Raw genomic sequence first — 21830 nt, forward strand, 5'->3', positions numbered from 1 at the left:
AGGTGACTCGAGGAGAAGTCATGCGCTCCGCCCGCCTGATGATCACAAGCAGCGCGTTGCTCGCGCTCCTTCTCGCCGAGTCCGGGTGTGCCCCGCAAGACCTCGGCGCACCGACGGCCGTCGACTGGCCGATGTATCGCGGCAACCTGGCTGGGACTGGGTACTCGCCGCTGACACAGATCACGACGGGCAACGTCGCGAAGCTGACCGGGGCCTGGAACTACTCGCTGCGCAGCGCTACACCAACCGGCGCCGACGGCCCGAGCCAGGCTCGCCCCCGTGAGCCGAACTCGCAGGTGACGCCGATCGTCGTCGGTGACGTCATGTACCTGCCGGCGGTGGACCGCGTGGTCGCGCTCGAAGCGACCACAGGCGCGGAGATCTGGCAGCATGCGGTCGATGACGGCGCGCCCTCGCGGCGCGGCGTCGCGTACTGGCCCGGTGCGAACGGCACGCCAGCGCGCATCATCTTCACCGCCGGGAGACGTCTGGTAGCGCTCGACGCAGCAACCGGCACACTGGCGGCGGACTTCGGACAGTCGGGCGAGGTGGACATGGTGGTACCGTACAACTCGGTACCCCTGGTCTATGAGAACATCGTCGTGGTCGGCGCGAATACGCCGCGCGGGACCATCGGGGGCATCGGCAACGCGCGCGCCTACGACGCCCGCACCGGCGCCAAGCTGTGGGAGTTCAGCTCCGTTCCGCAGCCGGGGAGCGTGGGACACGACAGTTGGGAGGGCGACAGTTGGCAGGGCCGTCTCGGAGCCAACGCCTGGCCGTTCTACTTCACGATGGACGAGCAGCGCGGACACGTGTATCTGCCCCTAGCCTCGCCCATCCCGTTCGCATACGGCGGAGACCGCGGGGGCGCCAACCTGTTCGCGAACGCCTTGGTCGCGGTGGACATCCGGAGCGGTGCATATGTCTGGCACTTCCAGACCATCCATCACGACCTGTGGGATGCCGACCCGCCTGCGCCCCCCGTGCTGTTCGCCCTCCCGCGCGCTGGAGGCACCGTCGACGCGCTCGGCGTGACCACCAAGTCCGGCTACCTGTACATCCTCGATCGCGAGACCGGTGAGCCGATCTTCGGCGTGGAAGAGCGCCCGGTGCCAGCGAGTGACGTTCCTGGCGAGCTGACCTTTCCGACCCAGCCGTTTCCCGTGAAGCCTCAGGCGCTTTCCCGGGTCAGCTACGAGGCGACTGACCTGGTTACCGCCGAAGACACGTCACCCGAGCACGCAGCGGCGTGCGCCGAGCTGGTGGCGAGCGTGGGAGAGATCTACAACGCCGGGCCCTTCTCGCCGTGGGTGTATCGCGAGGAAGGCGCGCCGCCCAGAAGCACGCTGCTGTTCCCTGGGCTGGTGGGCGGGCCCAATTGGGGCGGCGCCGCATTCGATCCCAACTCCGGATACGTCTTCGTATTCAGTCAGGATCTCGGCGCTCTCGGCTGGATGGAGGAGGCCGAAGAAGGCTCGGCCGCGCCCTACCGGAGGAGCGGCCCACGCCCGTCGAGCTTCGACGTTCGCATCGGGGACGCGCGCTGGCCGTGCCAAAAACCGCCTTGGGGCCGGATGACCGCTGTTCACGCCTCGACCGGCGACATCGTGTGGGAACGCGCGATCGGCATCACCGAGCAGCTTCCTGCGGACCGGCAGAACACCGGTCGGCCGGGGCGTGCGGCCGCGATCGTAACCGCCGGCGGGCTGTTGTTCGTGGCGTCGACCGACGACAACCGCCTGCGCGCGCTCGAAGCGGCGACCGGCCGGGAGCTCTGGGTGAGCACGCTGGACCGGAGAGGTAACGCCAATCCGATGACCTACCTGGGCGCGGACGGCGCGCAATATGTAGTGATCGTCGCGACCGACGCGGTTGTGGCGTACAAGCTGCCATAGCGGCAGCCCAGCATCCAAATGGCTGGACGCCAATCCGGCTAGTACGCCAGCGGTCCCGGCCGTATCTGGAACTTGACGATCTTGCTCGTCGTTCCCGCGCCGCCCTCCAGATGCCACGGGACGTTCGTGCCGAAGTTGGCCCACACGCCGCGTCCCTTCCATCCGGCGTCCGGATCGTCGATGCGACCATCGAGCCCCCGAGAGAAGAAGCCCATGGGGTACGGCACCCGCATGCGAACCCACTCGCCGGAATCGGGATCCAGCGCCAGCAGTGCATCGGACGTGGTGCCGTTGGCGATGGGAATGTCCTCGCCCAGCCCCAGCGTGTTGAACTGGTCCACCCAGTTGTAGTAGTGGAAATCGGCACCCCCCGCGGTGACCGCATTCTTCATCTGGGGTCCCGGAGCCGGATAGAGGGTCCAGCCCTCGGGGCAGTGCTGGCCTGTGGCTGCCGGCCCGTTCAGCACCGCGCACTTGCTGCGGTCGAAGCTCGCCAGGTGGCTGCTTCCGGAGAGCGCTGTCCAGATGATCCCATCCCGGGTCACGTCGATGCCGCGTGGCGAGAATCCCCACTGGTCCTGGGGCACGGCCGGGTTCTCGAAGGGCGGCTCGTAGACCTCGGTCTTGCAACTCTGTGGGGGATTGTCTCCCAGTTCCAGGCGGAAGATCCGGCCAGGGATTCCGCCTGTGCGCGCGATCCAGATGGAGTTGTCCACCGGGTTCACGATGATCCCGTACGCGAAGCCGGTGAGCTGCGTGTCCAGCTCCGGGTCCGCGGGGCCAGGACCCGAGTTCCACGGCTTCGTGATCAGCCCGTCGCCGTTGGTGTCGATCACAGTGGGGCACCAGCCCTGCGCTGCCTCGGCCCGCTCCGCGAGCCGCGCCGGCGCCTGGTCTCGCACGCGATCCACCAGCGGGCCCGCCGGGCCGTCCAGGAGAACGCTGCTGCGCACCCAGCCGATGACGCGGGTGTCGCCGCTGAAGTAGACCGTATTCTCCGAGTCCTCTCCGAACTGGAGGTGGTGCGTCCCGAAGCAGGTATCGACGAGGGTGAACTCCTCCGTATCCGGATGAAAGACCGAAGCCTGTCGGCCGCTGAAGTTGATGGGCGAGTACTGGGCGTACGCGTTGGACGAGCCCTCCCGGCACCAGTCAGGGTTATTCGGCGAGTTGCGGATCCTGGACGTGAGCCACACCCGTCCCTCCTGATCCATCATCGGGTTGTGGACGTTGGCGGGACCGTTCAAAACGACCTCGTCCCCCCAGAACGGAGAGGGCTCGAAGCCGGGCGTAGTGGGAAAATAGGACTCGGTGTCGGGGTCCCACACGGGCACGCGCACGTCACGAGATTCGTTCTTGCCAGGGTTCACGATCAGCAGTCGGTCGTCCGACATGGAGACACCGTACACGGCGCCCCCGGCGTTCACTGAGGGGTCGCGCTTGTCCGTGGCGACCTCGTCGTGCACGTAGGATGTCGCGTCACCCCAGTCCCAGAGCGTGAGCACCACGTTCCGCTCCTCGCCGTGTGGCCGAGGAGGCTGCGGAGGTACCTCGCCGGCCATGATCCGGTCGGTCCAGTCGGCGAACTCGAGCACGGCCCGCTCCTGTCCCATCGCGGCGAGCTGCATGCCCATGCGCGGACCCCTCTGGCCGAAGTTGAGCCGATGACTCCACGCCTCCTCGGTGGAGGCGAAGCGGCCCTCGATATGCGTGGTCTCCCGGGTGATCTGATTGCCGAGCTGGTGACAGAGCTGGCAGCCCTGCTTCAGGTTGTCGATCCACGCGGCTTGTGACCGGACGTTGGTGCTGATGCCGTTGCCCGAAGGGCCCGTGCCCGGAAAGTCGCTCTCGGACGGGACCTCCATGAGGGAGTACCAGTAGCTGGCCGGATATACGCTCGCTTCCTCCTGGGGCGTCTCCGGATAATTCGCCGCCAGAACGAGGTCGTCGCCCGGCGCGGCGGCCAGTGGCTCGGAGTCGGCGAGGCCGTAACCCCGGACCCACACGTCGTAGCTCGCCTCCGGTAGCTCGGGGAGAACGAACCGCCCATCGTCGTCGCTCACCACGATCTTCGTGAAGCCAGTTTCGAGATCGTCGGTCTCCGCGATCACCCAGACGCCGGCCTCGGGACCGTCACGTCCCTGGACCACGCCGCTGATGACCGCATCGTCCACGGCCCTGCCTACGACGCTCGAAGCCTCCATACGGTCGCCCAGCGTGCACGACGACCACGTGAGCGCGATCGCCAAGGACGCGCCGAGCGGCACCATGCGGCGTATGAAGCCCCGGTCGGAAGTGGATTGGACGGCAGACAGCTGCGACGTCGAGCTCATGGCCGGGCCTCGTTCGGATCGAGAACGATGGTGGGGAGGGCGGCAATAGTAGGTGGCGGTGCGGAAGAGGGCCAACCACTCACGAGTGGCAGCACTGTCGCCCCATACTTGCATTCTGCTGCTATTGCCATCATAGTGACGTCATGAGCAAGTCGATCACCATTCGGGATGTTCCCACGGAAACCGCGGAGGAGTTGGCGGCACGAGCGGCGCTGACGGGTCGCTCCCTCCAGGAATACCTGCGCGCCCACCTGATCGAGCTGGTAAGCCAGCCCGACCCTGCGGTGCTCATGGCCCGCGCGCTCGCTCGCAAGGAGAGCACTGGGAGCCGACTAGCACCTGATTCCATTCTCACCCACCGCGATGCGGACCGTCGGTGACGCTGGTCATCGACGCGAGCCTCATGGTGTCCGCGCTGGTGGATGGGGGGGCCACCGGACGTTGGGCGGCAGGCGTAGTCCTTTCCGATGACTTGGCGGCACCCCACCTCATGCCCGTGGAGGCGGCCAATATCCTCCGGCGGGCAGCCCACTCGGGCGAGGTCTCATCGGACGTGGCCTCGCTCGCCCATGCCGATCTCCTGGATCTGCGGGTATCGCTTTTCCCGTACGCCCCGGTTGCGTCGCGGGCTTGGCAGCTCCGGGAGAACCTCACCCTCTACGACGCCTGGTACGTCGCGCTGGCTGAGCTTCTGAATGCGAAAGTGGCCACGTTGGACGCGCGCTTGACCCGCTCTACCGGGCCGACATGCGGGTTCGTGCTGCCACCAACCCAAGGATAGGGAGCGCATCAACGAGGCCCACCTCGACCCCTCCCCTGCCACGACTCGGTCGCCTTGCATCCCGGCCATCTCCACCCCACAGTGCTGCATGTCCAGAATTCGCCTAGCCGCAGCGGCCCTGTTGATCGCTACCCCCGCCTTCGCCCAGACCTCCAACGATCCCTTCCCGGCGCCAATCGCGGCCATCGACGGCGTGATCGTCGTCGGGTTCCAGGAATTCGCCTCGCTCCCGGATATCGACGGTAGGCCTGCTCGGCCCATGCTGCTCATCGACGAGCCCGGCAGTGGTCGCCTGTTCGTGAACGACATGCGGGGGCCGCTCTACACCGTCACCTACGACGGTCGCGTGACGCTCTACCTCGACGTGAACGCGCCGGAGTGGGGCGTGCCCGTCGAGTCGTCGGGCAGGGAGCGGGGGATGCAGAGCTTCGCGCTGCACCCGCAGTTCAACGAGCGCGGCACGGCCGGGTACGGGAAGCTCTACATCTGGACCGACACCGAGGATACGAGCCCGACACCGGACTTCACTCCGGGCGGGGGCCAGGACACCCACGACACCGTGCTGCTCGAGTGGACGGCGCTCGACCCGGAAGCTCCGACGTACGACGGCGGGCCGCCGCGACAACTGCTTCGCTTGGAACAGCCCTTCCGCAATCACAACGGTGGCCGCATCGCTTTCAACCCCCGGTCGTCGCCGGGGGACCTGGATTTTGGGATGCTCTACGTCGGGGTCGCGGATGGCGGCAGCGGCGGCGATCCGCTGGATCTGGCGCAGAACCTCGGTTCCGTGTTCGGCAAGATCCTGCGCATCCACCCGCTCGGTTCGAACAGCGCGAACGGCCGCTACGGCATCCCCGCCGACAACCCGTACGCCGAGGACGGGATCGACCGGACCCTGGGCGAGATCTACGCATCGGGCCTGCGTAACCCCCAGCAGTTCGGGTGGGATCCGGAGAACGGCAATTTCTTCGTGGCCGACATCGGGCAGAACATCGTGGAGAAGCTCAGCCTCGTGACAGCCGGCGCGGACCTCGGTTGGAACTCATGGGAGGGCAGCTTCCGGTTCATCAGCCGCTCCGAAGTCGACCTGGCCGACCCACAGGGTGAGCCCTGGATCACGTATCCCGTGGCCGAGTACGGACAGCTGGATCCTCTGCTACAACGCCAGTCTGCGGTCACGGGCGTCGTGGTCCACCGGGAGGGCACGATTCCTCAGCTCCAGGACAGGGTGCTGTTCGGTGACTTCCCAAGCGGCGAGATCTTCCACATCGACGCCGACGACCTGCCGGCGGGTGGGCAGAATGCTTTGGCCAGAGTGCTCTTCCGAGACCAGGGAGAGTCGAAGACGCTGCTCCAGCTGATTCAGGCGAAGAACGCCGAGCAGGGCCGCGATACGGCCACACGCTCCGACCTGCACTTCGGCACGGGGCCCGGAGGCCGGGTCTTCGTGCTGAACAAGCAGGACGGGGTGATCCGGGAGATCGTGCGCTAGAAGTCTCAGTACGGGAGCACGTAGAACACGATTGCCAGGAACGGGATCAGCAAGAGCATCATCGTGATCGCGTAACCGAACATGTCGCGCGCACGCAGGCCGGTGATCGCCAGCAGAGGGATCGCCCAAAAAGGGTTCAGCAGATTCGTGTGCGCGTCACCCGCCGCGTAAGCCACGATAGTCTGGCCCGGCGGGATTCCCAGGTCCGCGCCGGCGGCCAACATGGGCCCGCCGATGATCGCCCACTCACCACCCGCTGAGGGCACGAAGACGTTGAGCACGCCCCCCGTGATCCATGCGATCACCGCGAACGTGTCCTCCGTCGCGATCGATAGCAGAGCCTCGGTCATCGTGTCGACCAGCCCGGTTCCGGTCATGACGCCGATGATTCCGGCATAGAACGGGAACAGCAGGATCACCCCCGCGGTCCCTTGCACGGCCTGGTAAAAGTCCTTCTGGTACTTGGACGGGCTCAGGTACAGCAGAAGCCCGATCATGAGGAAGGCGAAGTTGAAGACGTTGAGGTCGAGTGCCGCCAGGCCCTCCGTCAGAAACACGTTTACGGACAGAACTACGCCGGTCAGCGCGAGCGTCCCGCCAAGGATCTTGCTGTTGTCGAGCCTGTCCGCCAGCGACGGCTTTCCGTCGTCAGAGCCTGGGAGATCCGGCTCAGACACCTCTGAGTCGTTGCCCTCCGGCTCCGCAGTCGGATCATCTTCGAGATCGACGTAGTGCTCGATGCCCCTGCAGTTCTCCTCCGGCGGACAGAGCAGGAAGAGCGTGACGCAAACGTAGACCAGCGCCAAAGCCGTGAGCATCAGCGGATACGAGTGGAAGACCCATTCTGTGGCGGGGACGACGCGGTCGATGAAGCCGAGCTCCATCAGAACGTTGCCATCGACCGCTTGCAGCAGCCCCGGCGAACTGGACATGCCCCATCCCCACGTCAGGCCCAGCCCAATGTAGCCGGCTACGGCCAAGAGCGGATAGTGAACGGCCATCCGCCTGTCGTTGGCTTGCTTACCCATCTCCCGCGCCAAGATGGCGCCGAAGATGAGGCCGAGCCCCCACGAGATCCACGACGCCAGAATCGAACCGACCGCGACTAGGAGAACTGCCTGTCGGCCACTCTTGGGAAGCCGCACCAGGCGCGTGATCACCCCCTTCACCCGCGGGTGATACGCGACCACGGACGCGGTCACGAGGATGAGCACCATCTGCATGGCGAACTGGAGCAGCGACCAGAAGCCGCCGTACCACGACGCGGCAATCTCGGTTAATCCGGACCCCTCCGAGAGAAACGCGGCGAGTGCCGCTACATACGTGAGGATGATCGCGAACAGAAACGGGCTCGGCATCCACCGTTCCACCCTGTCGGCGATCAGCTCGCCGAACTTCTGGACGGGAGTTAGACGAGGCTGGTCCGTGGGCTGCGCATTCGTCATATCTGGTTCCGAGGCGTTCTGGTGGCGAGCGTGAGACACCGGGAGTCGCACATGTTAGGATGCGGGGTAGGATTCAGCGACTTGGCCTTCGCAGGCGCACCGATGCCGATCTACGAATACGAATGCCGCGAGTGCCGCAACCGATTCGAGCTGCTCTTGCTAGGCTCGACGACGCCCACCTGCCCTGTCTGCGAGGCCACCGACATCGAGAAGGTGTGTCCCTCTCCTCGTCCAGCTCCGACGCCAGTCGGCGGCGCAATCTTGACCTCGCGCGAAAGCACGGGGGCAAGGACCAGATCGAGAAGGCGCACGCCGAGCACGAAGCGGTGCACCACCACGATCACTAGCAGGCGGGGAACGCGGCTGCGGGCTACGTTGGGGTCGGCATCAGCCTGGAGGCGTCTTCATGAGATACGTCGCGGTTTTCTGCGTAGCAGTGCTCGTCCTTACCGGCTTCGGTGGCTGCGGAGGCTCGCAAGCGGAACAGACGGACGACACCACGCCCGCTGACACCGGTGCGGGATCTGTCCTGAGAGTGGATCCCGCACTGGATGCGATCGTCCCGGCCGACTATCGCATCGAGAAGCTAGCCGACGGCTTTGCGTTCACCGAAGGTCCGGTCTGGGTTCGCGAGGGCTCCTATCTGCTCTTCAGCGATCTCCGTAGCAACAGAATCCACAAGTGGGATCCCGCCGAGGGGCTGAGCACGTTCATGGATCCGGTGTTCGAGGGTGACAGCGAAGGCCGGTCTGTCGGCTCCAACGGTCTCAACATCGATTCTGAAGGGCGCCTGATCCTGCTCGAGCACGGAAACCGTCGCATATCCCGGATCGAAGCGGATGGCAGTCTGACGGTGCTCGTGGACAGCTATCAGGGCAAGCGCCTCAACAGTCCCAACGATTCTGCGATCAGGTCGGACGGCTGGCTCTATTTCACCGATCCGCCCTACGGGCTCGCTGGACTCGAGGACGATCCTGCCCGGGAGCTCGATTTCAATGGCATCTACCGGCTCAGCCCGGACGGCGAGCTCGAGCTGCTCGAGAGAAACCAGAGCCGGCCGAACGGAATCGCGTTTTCGCCGGACGAACAGACTCTTTACGTCGCCAACTCGGATGCCTCGAACAAGGTGTGGATGGCGTACGACGTGCAGGAGGACGGCACGCTAGCAAACGGCCGGGTTTTCTTCGACGTGAACTCGGAGTCCTCAGAGGGCGCCGCTGACGGTCTCAAGGTCGACGTGGCGGGCAACATCTTCGCGACCGGTCCTGGCGGCGTATGGATATTCGACCCCACCGGCAAGCATCTGGGAACGATCCAGCCCGATGAGGTTCCCGCGAACGTCGCCTGGGGCGACGACGGCAGGACGCTCTACATGACGGCCCGCACGGGGCTATACCGGATTGAGCTGACTACGCAGGGGACGATCGACCCTACCGCGTTACGCGCACCCTGACATACCCGTTGGTCCAGCAGCACTGGTCGTTTGAGGTGCTGTCCACCGCTCGAAAGTTGTCCACCTGCGCGCGCAAGATATACTCACCCGGCTCGGAAAATGTCGCGATCACGCTGCCTACGCCCTGCCCTTCCACAAGAAGGATGCTCTCGGGCCCGGGAGGATTTCGGTTCCTCGCCAGAGCGCGTCGGCCGGCGGCGCTGGTGGAATCCACCACCTCCTCCGGCTTGGGCAGTGGGTTGGACTCGTGCCGTGTGAACTCGACGTCTCCGGCACTCTGGTACCTGGACCACACCACGCGAAGGGGAATGGGCTCCGCGAAACGATAATCGTCGGGATCCCTCTCGGATGGGTCCCTCGCGTTGATCGAGAGGACGATCGGAGATCCTACGGTGGTGGTCAGCGTACGTTCTGCGGCGATACCCCCAGGTCCCCTGCCCTCCTCGCTGCTCGACTCGAACCAGACGAGTGGGTGGAGGGATCCTTGAGGCCGGATATTCCAGTCCAGCTCGTACGCGCGGGCGTGGGTTCGGCCGGGCACTCGCATGACCTCGCCGTCCGCGTTGCGGTTGCGAATGTTCCACCAGACGTCCTCATCCTTCCTATCCGCCGGCAGAATCAACGAGAACACCCCCCGCTGCCGTCCAGGCAGAAACGTCGTGGGCTGCATCCCGTCGAACTGGGCCACGTCGAGGCGATTATCCTCTCCCACCGGAATCTCCACCACCGATTCTCGATTCAGATTGAGGTATCCGAACGAGATGGTGTACGTCCCGTCTTCGTTCGCGTACCAGCCCTCAAAGAATGGGATGACGTTTTGTTGCCCACCGGAAGGCGGGGGGGGCTGCAAGAGCAAACGGCCATCCGCCGCCTGGGCCCCGAGCGCGGCGGGACCAGCCACGGCGCTGCACAGGAGCAGCGCGAAGGCCACCCCCCCAACCATCGAACGAAACCTCATCATCGGCTCCCTAGGAGATGACCGTTGCCTTCTCCTTTCGCTCCTCCACCATCCTCTCGTACCCCTCCTCATCGAGGTGGGTCACGGCGAGCCAAAAATGTGACATCTCGTCAGCGGTCCGGCTTCCGTAATCGACCCACTGGTCCGGATCCGGGTTGTTGGGATTGCCCGACGTGTTGTCGTACCACTGCTTCATGATGAGGACCGCGCCGGTGGGGACCAGGGGTGCCACGTCGTCCTCGTAAATGTGGCTCTGGTGCCACACGGCGCTCCAGTTGGAAACCATGCTGATCACTTCCGTCCGGCCCGTCTTCGGATAGAAGATCTCCAGGGACGCGGACCGCAGCCGTAGATGGCCGTGCGGCTGGAAGCTGTCGATGCGGACCGGATGGTCGAACGAGCGGAAGCCCTGGGTCATCTCAATCCCGTTCGGCGGCACTAGGATGTCGCGCTGACCCTCCATGAAGGTGTAGCTGACCAGGTCCTGCTTGTACTCGTATTCGTAGTCCTCCGGATGCAGCCAGATGGCCAGCTCCACCACGTTGTCTGGGAGCACCGTGTTCGGAGCAAGGGATCCGAGCCCGCCCGGGTACATATGGATGTCCCAGCGGACCCAAGCGTCCGCGGGGATGGTTCGGCAAACGCCGTCGGGAACGATCTCACCCAGCTTGCCCATCGCGTACTCGGTCGCTCGGTCTCCCGTCCCGACGAAGGAGCCGTCCTCCTGCCTGATGTGGAACGTGGTGTTGGCGTGGTGGACCACACCCTTCGCGTCCCCCGAGGGCTTCACCTGTAGGGCCTTGATGCAGCGCTCGCTATCATTTCCCACGGGAGCGAATGGACGATGCCACAGGTCGAGCCCGGAGGCCGGTACATCGATGGGGGTCGAGGGGATGACCAGGTCCGGCGGACCGAAGTCGGGTGCTAGCGACCAGTCTTCGGTGTCGGGGAGGTTCAGCACCGGAATGTCGGCCGGATCGCCTAGAGGCGTGCCCTGGTCCACCCATTCAACGATGGTGTTGATGTCCTCATCGGAGAGGCGCCAGTCGTGCTTCAGCTCCTGGATGCCGATGTCGTTGTCGTAGTAGTACGGCGGCATGAGGCGGTTGGAGACCTGACGGCGGATGCGCCGAGCGTACCGGCGGGCGTCCTCGTAATCCACCAAATCGATGGGACCGATCCCACCTGGCCGGTGACATACCGTACAATTCTTCTGGATGATCGGCGCCACGTCCTTGGCGTACGTCACGTCCACGTCGATACCATCCGCCGAGGCGAAGGTGACCTGGGCGTGCGCCGCACCTTGGAAAACGACGGTGGCGACGAGCATGAGGGTGGCGGCTCCGATCCAGGGCGTCCACAAGCCCCGACGTTCGCTCCGATTCTGCAGCTCCATGATGATCCTCTCCGTCATGCAGAATGAACTACGCATAAAATGAACTACGCATAAAATGTTACGAGCTACCCAGGTACCTTCCCTGAAGAATAACACCCTTCCGAATCTACGTGCCGATCCGATGGGAAGGCAATTTGTGCGGAGCACGCTAGAAGCATCCTGGGCCACAGGCCGCTCCTACGAAGGTGGCAGCCCCTGCCTGGACGGCTTCCCCAAAGCCCAATACGATCGAAGCCGGTCCGGAACTGGTACGGCCCTCCCGTACTCTGTAGCAGGCCGCGAATCATCAGGAGAAATCCATGGGCGATAGTGGTCTCGGCTTCACCATCAGCATCGGCGGGGCCGCCGGCCAGGGAATCGCGACGCCCGGCAACATCCTCGCTCGCATCTTCGCGCGGCGTGGTCTGCATCTATACGCGTACAACGCCTTTCAGTCGATCATCCGGGGCGAGCACATCTTCTTGACGTTGCGCACTCGCGACGAGGAGGTGCGCACGCACGGCGGCCCGTGGTCGGAGAACGTAGGCAAGCGCGTCGTGAAGTCACCAAAGGTATACATACGCGACTCCGGAATCCGGCACACGCTTCTGGGTCTGGGAGACCCAGAGGCTCTTCTTGGTCATCCGAAGGTGGGCGCGAGCTTCGAGGGTTTGGCGGGACATCCTCGTCATTTCAGGAGACGACCGCCTAGGATTCGAGGTGAAGCGGACGACCTCGCCCAAGGTGACCAAGTCCATGAGGAGCGCCCGGGAGACGCTTGGCATCGAGCTGGTGCGTGTCGTCCACGCCGGCCGTGACAGCTATCCTCTTCAAGAGGGTTTCCGCGCGGTGTCGATCCACGAGCTCCTCGACGAGGTGCAGCCGCTCCCCCATCGAGGCGTTCTCAATCGGGTCCGCGCCGAATAGGTTGCCGAACGCAGGACCGTTGCCACTCCGCGTTGCGAGTGGCCGTAATCGTCTCGTTGGGTCTGCACGTAGGGAGGTCTCCAATGAAGCTCAGCACGGTGGCGGGTCTGGTCGTCCTGTCGACGGTCGGGCTCGGGGGACTGACGCTCTGGAGGCTGGGCTCCGGTGCGGTTCGCGGCCCTGAGTTGGACTCGCTCGACGAGCTGGCCGAGCGACTCGCCACGTGCGAGACGCAGGACCCGTGCGCCCACATGGTCTATGTGCGCTCCCCTGCCATGCCGCTCTCCGAGCTGGGCGTGCCCGAGATCGTCGAAGCCACACGGGCCCTGGACGTCCCGCTCAGCATCCTGCCCGCCCGCACTCTGTTCGAGCCGGTGGCCGAGCCCAGGCTCGACGCCCTGCGCATGGCTCTGGTCGAGGCAGGGGCCACGGTCCACTTCCCCGCGGTCGTCGTCGTGAACGACGGTGCGCCAGTGGGCAACGCGTTGGTCGGGTACAAACCCGCCGAGGTCTACGAGTCGATGCTCGGCCGCCGACTCGGGATGCTCGAGGAGGGAGCGCTCACCACGCCCGCCGCGCCCGCCGCGCCCGCCGCGGGCGACGTGCCGATGCGCGACGTGGAGCTGCTCGCCACGTACCCGCTACCGAGCCGGCCGGGCGCGTTCTTCCGGAGGGCTCCGGGCACGCGCTACATCTCCTTCGACTTGGAGGGGGTGGTCTACCTCCACCACCTGGAGTTCAACGAGCGCTTCAGCGCTCCCGGACAGCTGGACTTCGTGCCGTCGCCGGATGGCGCCTTTTTTGTCACGCCGGGGGCCCGCTATGCCGGGCTCCATTTCTACAGCGCGCGCGAGATCTTCCGGCTCGGCGCCCAGAGCCAGGCTCGCTCCCTCGCGCCGCTGCTCGTCGACGAGACGCTGCGTGACGAATATCCGTCCGTCGGTATTCTCGATCGCGAGGCGGACGGCGGCCGCGTCCGCTACCGTGTGCTCACCGCCTGGCGGGAGGGGGCACAGTACCGGGACTACGAGCTCGACTTCGACGGGGCCGGTGAGATTACGGGCATCCGGGCCCTCAACAGCAAGACGGCCGCGTGCCGGGACATGGAGCTCTCACTGCCGATCCTCTCGAAGGACGGTCGCGAGATGTCGGCACGGGACGAGAAGACCGGCACGACGAAGGTGTTCCGGCTCGGCCCGGACGGCGCGTGTCGCGAGGTCTTCGACTCGGGGATGCAGACCACCAAGGCCACCTTCAGCTACGACGGCGCGCTGCTCGCGTTCGGCTCACGCGACGGAGGGCGGACCGAACTCGGAGATGCGCGTCCGGCCATCTACGTGATGGACCGGCGCACCGGTGAGACGACCCGCATCCCCCAAAGCACATCCAGGAGCCTGACGATCCCGGAGTTCGTGGGGCCCGACAGCCTGCTGTTCTTGGTCGCGGGCCCGCGGGGAAACGACCCCAGCGAGCTGCGGCTCGTATGCTGCGTACGCTGAAGGACCGGGGACGATGACGCCGCGGTGCGTTCTCTTCTTCCCGGGCACCCGCCCTGACATGTATGCGAAGGCGATCGCGTCCGGAGCTGACCAGGTGTGCATGGACCTGGAGGACGCGGTCGCTCCGGAGTCCAAAGAGGAGGCTCGCGCGTCCGCGGTGTCGGTCCTCGAAGGAGCCGACCTCGATCCGACGCGGTTCATCCTTCGCATCAACAGTCCCGTGACGCCCGAGGGTGACCGCGACCTGGCGGCGCTCAGCGAGCTCGAGACGCTTCGCGGTTCGCCCCTGACGCTCATGATTCCAAAGGTCGACTCCCCGGAAGAGCTGGACCACGTCCGGAACAGGGTCAGCGACGGCGTCGGAGTCCTATCGCTGATTCCGGTGGTCGAGACGGCCAAGGGGCTCGCCTGTGTGGAAGAGCTGGCCGCGGCGGACTCCGTCTCTGGAATCCTCTTTGGCGGCCTGGACCTGAGCATCGACCTGGGCACAGCCCTCGAGTGGGACGCGCTGCTCTACGCCCGCTCCCGCACGGTGCACGCGGCCCGCTTGGGCGGCGTCGGCGCCATCGATATGCCCTTCTTGAATGTGTCGGATCGGGACGGACTACGCGAGGAGGCGGGCCGGGTTCGGAAGCTGGGCTTCAAAGGCAAGGCCGCGATCCACCCCGACCACGTGGAGGCCGTCCAGGCGGCATTCTCTCCTAGCGAGGACGAGGTGACGCGAGCTCGCCGGGTGACCGAGGCCGCTCGCGAGAGCAAGGGGGTGTTTATGCTCGACGGTGTGATGGTGGACCGGCCAGGCATCGAGGCCGCCCGCCGCATCCTGACGTGGGCCGACGCACATGGGCGCTGAAGTAGACGTCGAACTGCGGGAGCAGGTCCGCAAGCTCTGTAGTCGGTATCCCTCCGAGTACTGGCAGAAGCTCGATCGCGCGCGCTCGTACCCGGAGGAGTTCGTGCAGGAGCTGACGGAGGCAGGATACCTGGCCTGTCTGATTCCCGAGCAGTACGGCGGACCTGGCCTGGAAATCCGGGAAGCCGCGGTGATCCTGGAGGAGATCCACCACTCGGGAGGAAACGCTGCGGCCTGCCACGCGCAGATGTATATGATGGGCACGCTGCTCCGGCATGGCTCGCCCGAGCAGAAAGCGCGCTGGCTCCCGGACATCGCCTCCGGCGCTCTCCGGCTACAGGCGTTCGCGGTGACCGAGCCGGACGCCGGATCCGACACGACGCGCATCTCGACGTTCGCCGAGCGGAAGGGCGACCGGTACATCGTGAACGGAAGGAAGATCTTCATCTCCCGCGTGCAGCACTCGGACTTGATGGTCCTGTTGGCCAGGACGACACCTCGGAACGAGGTCGAGAAGAAGACCCAGGGCCTGAGCGTTTTCATCGTCGATCTGCGTGAGGCGGGGGACGCGATCGAAGTGCGGCCGGTGGACATGATGATCAACCATGAGACCAACGAGGTCTTCTTCGACGATCTGGAGGTCCCTGTCGAGAACCGCATCGGCGAAGAGGGCAAGGGCTTCTCCTACATCCTGAGCGGGATGAACGCCGAGCGCATCCTGCTCGCCTCAGAGTCCGTCGGCGACGCGCTCTTCTTCATCGACCGGTGCACAAAATACGCCGGGGAACGCGTGGTCTTCGACCGGCCGATCGGTCAGAATCAGGGCATCCAGTTCCCCATCGCAAGAGCGTACATCCGTACACAGGGAGCGATGACGGTTCGGGACCGCGCAGTCGCGCTCTACGACGCGGGGGAACCCTGCGCCGCCGAGGCCAACATGTGCAAGTTCCTGGCGTCGGAGGTAGCCTGGGAAGCCGCGAACGTCGCGATGGACACCTTCGGAGGATACGGGATGGCGGAGGAGTTCGGGATCGAACGAAAGTTCCGGGAAGCCCGCCTCTATCTCGTAGCGCCCGTGGCCAACAACCTCGTGCTGAGCTACGTCGGCCAACACGTTCTGGGCCTTCCCCGTTCGTTCTGATTCCGTATGAGCTCACCCGGCTTCCCCGACCTCGAGGCCCGGCTCGGCAAGGAGCGAGTGGAGGAAGAGGTGCTCTCACTCGGCCAGGCCCAGGGCCTGGCTGCGATGCTGGACCGGGACGCGGCGTCGCTGAAGAACGGAGGGATTCTCCCGGCCGGCTGGCACTGGATCTACTTCAAGTCGACGGCCGGTCGCTCGGCGCTCGGCCCGGATGGCCATGAGGAACGAGAAGGCTTCTTGCCGAGCCCACTCCCTCGCAGGATGTGGGCGGGTGGCAGCCTACGGTTCCCAGGCACGCTCCGCATCGGCGAGGCGGCCAGGCGCGTCTCCACGATTCAGTCGATCGAGCACAAGGAGGGCCGTTCCGGCCCGCTCGTCTTCGTGACCGTGCACCACCAGATCTCCAACCAGGATGGACCCGCGGTGGAGGAAGAACAGAATCTGGTGTATCTGCCGGAGACCCCTCCAGGCAGTGAGGCCGGCGCAGATGGGGGTCCGCCTGCCGCAGTCTCAGGCGAGCCGGAGTGGAGTGAGGCGTACACGGCGGATGAGATCACCCTCTTCCGGTTCTCTGCGCTCACCTTCAACGCCCACCGGATCCACTACGACCACCGCTACGCGACCGACGTGGAAGGCTATCCCGGACTCGTGGTGCACGGCCCGCTCCTGGCTTTGCTTCTCCTGGACGCGGGGATTCGGCACGCGGGTGATGGCTCAGCCGATGTGGTGCCACGGCTCTTCCGATACCGGGCTCTCCGACCCCTCTTCTGCAACGAGGCGTTCCAACTGGCCGGGCGTCGTGTGGACGACGCAGAGCGAGCGGTTAACGGCCAGCCCCGTCAGCCCGGTGGCGGCGTCATGAAGCTGTGGGCCGCACATCCTGAACGGGGCGTCGCGACGGAGGCGGAGCTGGAGGTGGAGGTGGAGGTGGAGGTGGCAGACTAGAGATGGACTGGAACGACATCTGGATCCTGTACCGCCGTGAGCTTCGCTGCGCGCTGCGCGAGCGAGCCATCGTGGTGAACAGCATCCTCATGCCGCTTTTCCTCTATCCGGTCATGCTCTGGGTGATGTTCACCGGGATCGTGTTCGTGACGGGCCTGGCGGAGCGCACGCACTCACGCCTCGTGATCCTCGACGCGCCTTCCGCGCACCCTGCCCTCATGGACACGCTGCGGGCCCGGACGAGCCTCGAGATCCGAGAAGACGTCGTCAGCCCCGACTCCGCCGCGGAGCTCATCCGTGTCGGGGAGTTGGACGCGCTTGTCGAGTTCCTGCCGCCGGAGGCCGAGGCCCGAGGCATGGACGACAATTTCCGGGTCCTGATCCGATACGATCGCGCCGTGGAGCGCAGCCGCCGGGCGAGGGACCGTGTGCGGAGCATCGTGGCCGGCTACCGGCGTAGGTGGGTGGAGCGGGAGGCCTCGGCCCTCGACATATCCGATGTGGACCAGGAGCAGTTCCGCATCGTCCAGGACAACGTCTCCAGCGGCCGACAGATGGGCGCGCTCATCATGGGCATGCTGATTCCGCTTTTCCTGGTACTCATGGTGGCGCTGGGCTGCCTGATCCCGGCGATCGACAGCACCGCCGGCGAGCGAGAGCGTTCCACGTGGGAAACGCTCATGACGGTGTCGGCGTCGCGGTTGAGCGTGGTCACCGCCAAGTACTTCTACGTGGCCACGTTGGGCATCCTGGCGGGCGTGCTCAACGTGACCGCGATGTTCGTGTCACTGGGCGCCATCGTGGGCCCGCTCCTGGCAGACGCGGGGGCCGGGGCGGACGCGTTCCAGTTCAGCCTGCCGCTCCTGGCGCTGCCGGTGATGATCGTGGCGGCGGTTGCGCTGGCGCTCTTCTTCGCGGCAGCGATGATGATCCTCGCCGCCTTCGCCAGGACCTTCAAAGACGGTCAGGCCATGGTCACTCCGGTGTACTGGCTGGCGCTGCTCCCGATCCTCCTCGGGCAGCAGACCGATCAGACGCTCACGCCGGCCATCGCCGCCATCCCCGTGGCCAACGCGGCGAGGATGATCCGGGACGCCATCAACGGCGTCTTCATCTGGCCGCTCATCGCCGAGACACTGGCGGTGCTCCTGGTGATGGTGGCGGCTTGCCTGCTTCTCGCACGGAACGTCCTCCAGTTCGAGGACCTCCTGATGGGCTCCTTCGACGGGAGCTTTTGGCGCTTTGCCAAGGAGCGTCTGATGGGAAAGAAGGGGGCCACGAGATGATGGAAGGCCCCAGAGTTCGCGTACAAGCGCTCCAGAAGAGCTTCTGGGACGAGTCCAGAGGAGAGGTCCGGGCCGTCGACGGCATCGACTTCGACTGCCGAAAGGGTGAGATCTTCGGTCTTCTGGGCGCGAACGGCGCCGGGAAGACGACGACGCTCCGCATGTTGGCCACGATCCTGAAGCCCACGGGTGGGCAGGCATCGCTCAACGGCCACGACGTGCTCGCCGAGCCCGAAGCCGTGCGGCGAAGTCTCGGCTTCTACTCGGCCTCGACGGCACTCTATCCGCGCCTGACAGGCCGCGAGACGCTGGAGTTCTTCGCTCGCATCAACCGATATCCGGCCGACCAGGTAACCCAGCGCGTCGAGACTCTCATCGAGCGATTCGGTATCACGGAATACGCGGACGCCCGGGTGGAGAAGCTGTCCAGCGGCATGAAACAGAAGATCTCCATCGCTCGAACCATCGTCCACGATCCGCCGGTCCTCATCTTCGACGAGCCCACGGTGGGCCTGGACGTTATGGCGGCACTGGAGATGCAGCGCGTGATCCGCGAGCTCCGCGACGAGGGCAAGACCATCATCTTCTCCACCCACATCATGAGCGAGGCGGAGAAGCTATGTGATCGCATCGCGATCATCCACCAGGGCCGAATCCTCGCTCTGGGAACGCTCGAAGAGCACAGGCAGGCCACCGGGCAGCACTACCTCGAGGACATCTTCGTGCATCTGGTCATGGCCGTGGAGGACGGCCCGTGAGCCGGAAGCGATACGGCGACCGGGGGGTGCTGACGACCCTCTTCGTTTACGAAATCAAGAGGCTCCTGCGCGACACCCGCATGATCCTCATCGCCGTGGTGGCGCCGCTCGTTCTCTTCCCGTTCATCATCTTCGTCATGCGCTGGGTAGAACGCTCCGAGCAACGGAGGCTGGCTGAGACGGTCTACGAATACGCCGTCGTCGGGGATGAGGCCGATTGGGGTCGAGAGATCGTGGCGGCGGCATTGGAGCTCGAGGCCAACGACCCCGACACCTCTCGGGCGCGAGTGCGCTTCGAGGAGCGGCAGGTCAGCGATGCGGACGCACTGCTGAGCTCAGCGGGGATCCACCTGGTGGTCGAAGCGCTGTCGCCCGCGGCGTACGAAAGGATCCGGGCGGCAGAGGCGGCGGCGGACACCACCGAGGCGGACGAGGACAACGCCCGGCCGGAACTGCCCACGCTTCGACTTCGCTTCCGAGGCCAGAGCGACTTCTCCAGGAACGCCTCCACTCGGCTCGGCGAACGCATCGTCGAGGTGCGCTCCCGGCTCAGGGACAGTCTCTACCGCTCCCGGGGCTTCCCGGTGGCGCCGGAGCAGGTCGCCACCGTGGAGACCGAGAACACCGCCAGCGCCGAGAAGGAGGGAGGCGCGCTTCTGGGTCTCGCGCTCACGCCCTTCCTTCTGCTCCTGATGCTCACGGGCGGCTCCATCATGGCGGTGGACGCCATCAGCGGCGAAAAGGAGCGGGGCACGCTGGAGACGCTGCTCACCACCGCCGCGGCCCGGTCGGACATCGTCACCGCAAAACTGCTGGGGATCGTGACGGTGGGGGTCGCCGTAGCGGTCGTCAACATCCTGAACCTCCTGGTCTATGTCGTTCTGGGCGTCGTGGACCTTCCGGAGAATTTCGCTGTGGCGTTGTCGGCGCTGGACCTGGTCCTGCTGCTGATCCTCTTCCTTCCGCTCACGGTGCTCATCTCGAGCGCGCTGCTTCTGCTGTCGGGCTACGCAAAGACCTACAAGGAATACCAGATCTACTTCTTCCCTCTCTTCCTGCTATTCCTGGTACCGTCGTTGGCGGGCATGCTGCCCGGCATGGATCTGCGCTCCGCCATCGCATTCGTGCCCATCGCCGGGATCGGCGTGGCCGTGCGCGAGATCATGGTGGGAGAGTACGACTGGCTCTTCCTATTGCTGGCCTTCAGCTCCACGGGGGGAGCGGCCTGGTGGGCCGCGCGGCTCACCGAACGCACGCTCTCCACCGAGCGACTCATATCGCACTCCGACCTCGACGAGGCGGACCTCGTGGGCGGGCCCGCGCTCTTCCCGCGACACGTACTCCGCTGGTTCGGCGTGATGTGGGTGACCTTCCTGGTCATCTCCCTCTGGTTCGGCGAGGACCTCGGCGTGCGCGGGCAGGTCGTGGTCAACCTGGTGTTCATCTTCTTCGGCGGATCGCTCCTGATGATCCGGCGGTACGGGCTCGACCCGCGCACCGCCTTCGCGCTGCGGCCGGTACACCCGCTGGTCTGGTTGGCCGTAGTCATCGGGGCCCCCGCCGGCTACCTCGTCGGGATCGGCCTTGCCGAGCTTGTGAACAGCTACGTCTTCCCCGTGCCCCAGAACGTGCTCGAGGCCTTCGGCGACACTCTGCTGGGCGACCAGATGCCCCTTTGGCAGCTGCTGCTGTTCCTCACCATCATGCCCGGCATCCTGGAGGAGCTCGCGTTCCGCGGCGTCCTCCTGCACGGGCTCCGGAAGATGTTCGGCCCCGTTGGGATCTGCCTGATGGTGGGAGCGATCTTCGGGATCTTCCACGTGTCCTTGTTTCGGCTGCTCCCGACGGCGTACCTCGGGGTGGTCTTCGCTGCGGTGGTCCTGCTCACGGGCTCCATCTTTCCGGTGATGCTCTGGCACTTCGCCAACAACGCCATCGGGCTCGTGCCGGCTCACATGGGGTGGGTCACGGAGGAGACGGTGATTCCGTGGTGGGGCTATGCGCTGGCCCTGGTGGGTCTGCTTGTCGCGCTCGGGATGATCTGGAGCGTGCGCACGCCGTATCCGGACATGAAGAAGAAGAGACCAGAGGGGTTCGGGTAGGCCCGATGCTCCGCCGATTGGAAGGAGGTCGCTCGGAGGGGTGGATACCCCGTGCCGGCCATCGATCTCTCTGAGGCAGAGGATCGGGCCATCTGGTTCCACGGCTACATCCGCACCTACTTGGAGCGCGATCTTCAGGATCTCTCGGCCATCGACAATCTCGTGGACTTCCGCCGGCTGATGCAGGCCACGTGCCTCAGGCTCGGTCAACTCCTCAACCAGACCGAGCTCGGACGCGACGTGCAACTTCCGCAGCCGACCGTGCGGCGATGGCTGAACCTCCTGGAGACCTCATATCAGCTCGTGCGGCTTCCCGCGTACTCCGTGAACCGCACGAAGCGGCTGATCAAGACCCCCAAAGCCTACTGGTGCGACACCGCGCTGGCTCTCCAACTCGGTGGCTTATCGGAGCCGGGCGGTCCACACCTCGAGAATCTCGTATTGTGCGATCTTCTCGCATGGCGTGACAGCTCGGTCGCCGGCCGCCCATCCTGGCCGTCCCTTGGTGGCGCGTGCTCTGAGCTTACGGTTCCGCGACGAGCGGGTCGATGGGCTCCACGAATGGGAAGCGATGAAAATCCGTG

The 21830-nt window shown here is 65.5% G+C and carries 19 protein-coding genes; 15 read left to right on the forward strand and 4 right to left on the reverse strand.

Annotation, left to right across the window (positions count from 1 at the left end):
- The first annotated feature begins 20 nt into the window (after positions 1–20).
- On the forward strand, positions 21–1898 hold the full coding sequence (locus IIB36_05195; GenBank protein ID MCH7531146.1) for a PQQ-binding-like beta-propeller repeat protein: 1878 nt from the start codon (positions 21–23) through the stop codon (positions 1896–1898).
- A 38-nt stretch (positions 1899–1936) separates the two neighbouring features.
- On the opposite strand, the gene IIB36_05200 is transcribed toward IIB36_05195, so the two are convergent.
- Positions 1937–4231: a carboxypeptidase regulatory-like domain-containing protein gene (locus IIB36_05200; GenBank protein ID MCH7531147.1), complete on the reverse strand. Its 2295-nt coding sequence runs from the start codon at positions 4229–4231 to the stop codon at positions 1937–1939.
- Between the two features lie 143 nt (positions 4232–4374).
- Between IIB36_05200 and IIB36_05205 the strand changes: the two genes are divergently transcribed.
- From IIB36_05205 to IIB36_05215, 3 genes are all read left to right on the forward strand, one after another.
- Positions 4375–4611, forward strand: a complete 237-nt coding sequence (locus tag IIB36_05205; GenBank protein MCH7531148.1) for a hypothetical protein — start codon at positions 4375–4377, stop codon at positions 4609–4611.
- Entirely contained in the window at positions 4608–5012 is a 405-nt protein-coding gene (locus tag IIB36_05210) for a type II toxin-antitoxin system VapC family toxin (GenBank protein MCH7531149.1), read from the forward strand. Before IIB36_05205 ends, IIB36_05210 begins: the two co-directional genes overlap by 4 nt.
- 88 nt (positions 5013–5100) lie before the next feature.
- On the forward strand, positions 5101–6504 hold the full coding sequence (locus IIB36_05215; GenBank protein MCH7531150.1) for a PQQ-dependent sugar dehydrogenase: 1404 nt from the start codon (positions 5101–5103) through the stop codon (positions 6502–6504).
- 5 nt (positions 6505–6509) lie between these two features.
- On the opposite strand, the gene IIB36_05220 is transcribed toward IIB36_05215, so the two are convergent.
- Complete coding sequence (locus IIB36_05220; protein MCH7531151.1) at positions 6510–7949, reverse strand: short-chain fatty acid transporter; 1440 nt, start codon at positions 7947–7949, stop codon at positions 6510–6512.
- A gap of 51 nt (positions 7950–8000) precedes the next feature.
- Here IIB36_05220 and IIB36_05225 point away from each other — a divergent pair, with 51 nt between their 5' ends.
- Both IIB36_05225 and IIB36_05230 read left to right on the forward strand, forming a co-directional pair.
- On the forward strand, positions 8001–8459 hold the full coding sequence (locus tag IIB36_05225) for a zinc ribbon domain-containing protein (GenBank protein ID MCH7531152.1): 459 nt from the start codon (positions 8001–8003) through the stop codon (positions 8457–8459).
- Positions 8356–9402, forward strand: coding sequence for an SMP-30/gluconolactonase/LRE family protein (locus tag IIB36_05230; GenBank protein MCH7531153.1), 1047 nt, complete (start codon positions 8356–8358; stop codon positions 9400–9402). The genes IIB36_05225 and IIB36_05230 overlap by 104 nt, the downstream gene beginning before the upstream one ends.
- Here IIB36_05230 and IIB36_05235 read toward each other — a convergent pair.
- The gene (locus IIB36_05235; protein ID MCH7531154.1) at positions 9380–10363 is read right to left on the reverse strand and encodes a hypothetical protein; all 984 of its coding nucleotides are present in this window, start codon (positions 10361–10363) and stop codon (positions 9380–9382) included. The genes IIB36_05230 and IIB36_05235 overlap by 23 nt on opposite strands.
- Positions 10364–10370: 7 nt before the next feature.
- Positions 10371–11774, reverse strand: a complete 1404-nt coding sequence (locus IIB36_05240) for a cytochrome c (protein ID MCH7531155.1) — start codon at positions 11772–11774, stop codon at positions 10371–10373.
- 368 nt (positions 11775–12142) lie between these two features.
- Here IIB36_05240 and IIB36_05245 point away from each other — a divergent pair, with 368 nt between their 5' ends.
- From IIB36_05245 to IIB36_05285, 9 genes are all read left to right on the forward strand, one after another.
- Positions 12143–12553, forward strand: a complete 411-nt coding sequence (locus IIB36_05245; GenBank protein ID MCH7531156.1) for a DUF4143 domain-containing protein — start codon at positions 12143–12145, stop codon at positions 12551–12553.
- A 192-nt stretch (positions 12554–12745) separates the two neighbouring features.
- Positions 12746–14161 carry a hypothetical protein gene (locus tag IIB36_05250; protein MCH7531157.1) on the forward strand — a complete coding sequence of 472 codons (1416 nt, stop codon included), beginning with the start codon at positions 12746–12748 and terminating at the stop codon, positions 14159–14161.
- A 13-nt stretch (positions 14162–14174) separates the two neighbouring features.
- Positions 14175–15014, forward strand: coding sequence for a CoA ester lyase (locus IIB36_05255; protein ID MCH7531158.1), 840 nt, complete (start codon positions 14175–14177; stop codon positions 15012–15014).
- Positions 15004–16155: an acyl-CoA/acyl-ACP dehydrogenase gene (locus tag IIB36_05260; GenBank protein ID MCH7531159.1), complete on the forward strand. Its 1152-nt coding sequence runs from the start codon at positions 15004–15006 to the stop codon at positions 16153–16155. Before IIB36_05255 ends, IIB36_05260 begins: the two co-directional genes overlap by 11 nt.
- A 6-nt stretch (positions 16156–16161) precedes the next feature.
- Complete coding sequence (locus IIB36_05265) at positions 16162–17100, forward strand: MaoC family dehydratase N-terminal domain-containing protein (GenBank protein ID MCH7531160.1); 939 nt, start codon at positions 16162–16164, stop codon at positions 17098–17100.
- A 2-nt stretch (positions 17101–17102) separates the two neighbouring features.
- Positions 17103–18386: an ABC transporter permease gene (locus IIB36_05270; protein ID MCH7531161.1), complete on the forward strand. Its 1284-nt coding sequence runs from the start codon at positions 17103–17105 to the stop codon at positions 18384–18386.
- Positions 18386–19144: an ABC transporter ATP-binding protein gene (locus tag IIB36_05275; protein ID MCH7531162.1), complete on the forward strand. Its 759-nt coding sequence runs from the start codon at positions 18386–18388 to the stop codon at positions 19142–19144. Before IIB36_05270 ends, IIB36_05275 begins: the two co-directional genes overlap by 1 nt.
- The gene (locus IIB36_05280) at positions 19141–21246 is read left to right on the forward strand and encodes an ABC transporter permease subunit (protein MCH7531163.1); all 2106 of its coding nucleotides are present in this window, start codon (positions 19141–19143) and stop codon (positions 21244–21246) included. Before IIB36_05275 ends, IIB36_05280 begins: the two co-directional genes overlap by 4 nt.
- Before the next feature lie 51 nt (positions 21247–21297).
- The coding region (locus tag IIB36_05285) for a DUF4143 domain-containing protein (protein MCH7531164.1) at positions 21298–21830 on the forward strand (533 nt) is incomplete at its 3' end.

The sequence above is a fragment of the Gemmatimonadota bacterium genome, from assembly GCA_022560615.1.
Taxonomy (GTDB): Bacteria; Gemmatimonadota; Gemmatimonadetes; order Longimicrobiales; family Gaopeijiaceae; genus UBA1138.

Excerpts from the sequence above, each read along its gene's own strand:
- IIB36_05195 (MCH7531146.1), top strand. The coding sequence starts at position 21 with ATGCGCTCCGCCCGCCTGATGATCACAAGCAGCGCGTTGCTCGCGCTC.
- IIB36_05200 (MCH7531147.1), bottom strand. The coding sequence starts at position 4,231 with ATGAGCTCGACGTCGCAGCTGTCTGCCGTCCAATCCACTTCCGACCGG.
- IIB36_05205 (MCH7531148.1), top strand. The coding sequence starts at position 4,375 with ATGAGCAAGTCGATCACCATTCGGGATGTTCCCACGGAAACCGCGGAG.
- IIB36_05215 (MCH7531150.1), top strand. The coding sequence starts at position 5,101 with ATGTCCAGAATTCGCCTAGCCGCAGCGGCCCTGTTGATCGCTACCCCC.
- IIB36_05220 (MCH7531151.1), bottom strand. The coding sequence starts at position 7,949 with ATGACGAATGCGCAGCCCACGGACCAGCCTCGTCTAACTCCCGTCCAG.
- IIB36_05225 (MCH7531152.1), top strand. The coding sequence starts at position 8,001 with ATGTTAGGATGCGGGGTAGGATTCAGCGACTTGGCCTTCGCAGGCGCA.
- IIB36_05230 (MCH7531153.1), top strand. The coding sequence starts at position 8,356 with ATGAGATACGTCGCGGTTTTCTGCGTAGCAGTGCTCGTCCTTACCGGC.
- IIB36_05235 (MCH7531154.1), bottom strand. The coding sequence starts at position 10,363 with ATGATGAGGTTTCGTTCGATGGTTGGGGGGGTGGCCTTCGCGCTGCTC.
- IIB36_05240 (MCH7531155.1), bottom strand. The coding sequence starts at position 11,774 with ATGACGGAGAGGATCATCATGGAGCTGCAGAATCGGAGCGAACGTCGG.
- IIB36_05250 (MCH7531157.1), top strand. The coding sequence starts at position 12,746 with ATGAAGCTCAGCACGGTGGCGGGTCTGGTCGTCCTGTCGACGGTCGGG.
- IIB36_05255 (MCH7531158.1), top strand. The coding sequence starts at position 14,175 with ATGACGCCGCGGTGCGTTCTCTTCTTCCCGGGCACCCGCCCTGACATG.
- IIB36_05260 (MCH7531159.1), top strand. The coding sequence starts at position 15,004 with ATGGGCGCTGAAGTAGACGTCGAACTGCGGGAGCAGGTCCGCAAGCTC.
- IIB36_05265 (MCH7531160.1), top strand. The coding sequence starts at position 16,162 with ATGAGCTCACCCGGCTTCCCCGACCTCGAGGCCCGGCTCGGCAAGGAG.
- IIB36_05270 (MCH7531161.1), top strand. The coding sequence starts at position 17,103 with ATGGACTGGAACGACATCTGGATCCTGTACCGCCGTGAGCTTCGCTGC.
- IIB36_05275 (MCH7531162.1), top strand. The coding sequence starts at position 18,386 with ATGGAAGGCCCCAGAGTTCGCGTACAAGCGCTCCAGAAGAGCTTCTGG.